The 1,671-nt window shown below is 65.4% G+C and carries 2 protein-coding genes and 1 pseudogene; 1 reads left to right on the top strand and 2 read right to left on the bottom strand.

Going from position 1 to position 1,671, the window contains the following annotated elements; genetic code table 11:
• Positions 1-549: cell division protein FtsX (locus EN939_RS33145; RefSeq protein ID WP_164751468.1), on the bottom strand; the 549-nt coding region annotated here is incomplete at its 3' end.
• A complete protein-coding gene (ftsE, locus tag EN939_RS33150; RefSeq protein ID WP_010911739.1) occupies positions 542-1,201 on the bottom strand; it encodes a cell division ATP-binding protein FtsE in 660 nt (219 codons plus the stop codon). The genes ftsE and EN939_RS33145, both read right to left, overlap by 8 nt.
• A gap of 192 nt (positions 1,202-1,393) precedes the next feature.
• On the opposite strand from ftsE, the pseudogene EN939_RS33155 reads away from it, so the two are divergent.
• A pseudogene (locus EN939_RS33155) lies at positions 1,394-1,671 on the top strand (hypothetical protein); the annotation flags it as partial.

Raw genomic sequence — 1,671 nt, forward strand, 5'->3', positions numbered from 1 at the left:
CATCGCTACCAGCCGGTCGACCCAGGTGCGGTGATCATCGAGCGATGCGCTCGGCAGTTTCGGCGTGATCGCGGCGCGCATGGCAGCGAAATCGGGCGGGCTGTTCTCGTCGATGGTGACGATGATCAGGCGCGGCACGGGTAATTCATCGATGTTGAGCCCCGAGCCCAGCCAGGGCTCAAGGAGCCTCGCGGTCGCCTCGCGGTCGATGATCCGGGTCGTCTTGACGCCAGGGAATTCCCCGGCGATCTGGGAGGCCTGGGTAAGGGCTGCTTCCATGTCGAGGCCGTCGACCGGCTTGATCTGGATGGTCGCCTCGCGCGAAATCTGGTTCTCCCAGACGGACGCTGTGTCGCGCACCAGCGTCACTGCGCCGAAAGTCAGGCAGGACAGGAAGGTCATGATGGCGATCACCAGGACCAGTGCCCGGCCAGCGATGTTCTGCGCCGGCACGATCGGCGCCATCCTGCGCTGGGCGCGGGGCTTTGCCTCGGTCGCCTCGGCGTCCTGCTCCCGTTCCACAAAATGTTCGGCGGACAGTTCAGTCATAGATGTCCAGCCTTCCGCCGGCCAGGATCATGCGGCGCGCGTCGACCTGTTCCATCAGGCCAAGGTCGTGGGTGGCGATCACCACCGCGGTGCCGAGCCGGTTGAGCTCGATGAACAGCCGCAGCAGGCGTCGCGCCAGAGGCGGATCGACATTGCCGGTCGGTTCGTCGGCGAGCAGGATTTCCGGCTGCTCGATCAGCGCCCGCGCGATCGCCGCGCGCTGCTTCTCGCCGCCGGACAGAACCGGCGGCAGCACGTGCATGCGCTCGCCCAGCCCGACCCACTTCAACAGTTCGGTGACATCGGTGCGGTAGCTCGCCTCCTCGCGCCCGCGCACGCGCAGCGGCAGCGCGACGTTCTCGTAGGTGGTCATGTGGTCGAGCAGGCGAAAATCCTGGAACACCACGCCGATGCGGCGGCGCAGATGCGGCAATTCGGTGCGCGAGATGCGCGAACGGTCCTTGCCAAAGATGGTGATCAGCCCGCGCGTCGGCTTCAGCGACATGAACAGCAGGCGCAGCAAGGTCGTCTTGCCGGCGCCCGAAGGCCCGCTGAGGAACTGGAAGGAGCGCTCCGGGATGTGCAGGGAGATGTCGCGGAGGATTTCCGGACCCATGCCATAGCGGAGGCCGACATTTTCGAAACGAATCAATTTCGACGACCTGAATTTCGGCACGGCGGCGAGCCGGCCTGTTCTGGGTAAAGACCATCGGCCGGCATGGTTAACCGGCGGTTAATTTCTGGGCTCTTTCGGCTCGTCACGAGGGCTCCGGTGGGGAAGCGTTAACCATTTGTGTTTACGCAAAAGAAACGAAAAGCGAACACGTGCTGCAATGCTGGGGCCATGATGGCTGACGATCGAACCGCGCGCCCGGTTTCCGGCGAAATCATGACCGATCCGGCGGCAATTGCCGCAGCGGACCGGTTCATGCGTGGTTCGGCCGCCGACATCGTCGATGCCGACTACGTGGTGATGCCGCGCCTTGCGCCTGCCGTGGAGAGCGTTTCGCCGCTGCCGCGCGCGATCGTCATGCCACCCGTCGCGGGCATGGACATGCTGCGCAAGCCCGAGGCCCCGCCGGAGCGGCTACCAGCCTCGCGCGGCGGGCCGATCTTCTGGGT

It is taken from the genome of Mesorhizobium sp. M7A.F.Ca.CA.002.05.1.1 (genome assembly GCF_003998335.1).
Classification (GTDB): Bacteria; Pseudomonadota; Alphaproteobacteria; order Rhizobiales; family Rhizobiaceae; genus Mesorhizobium.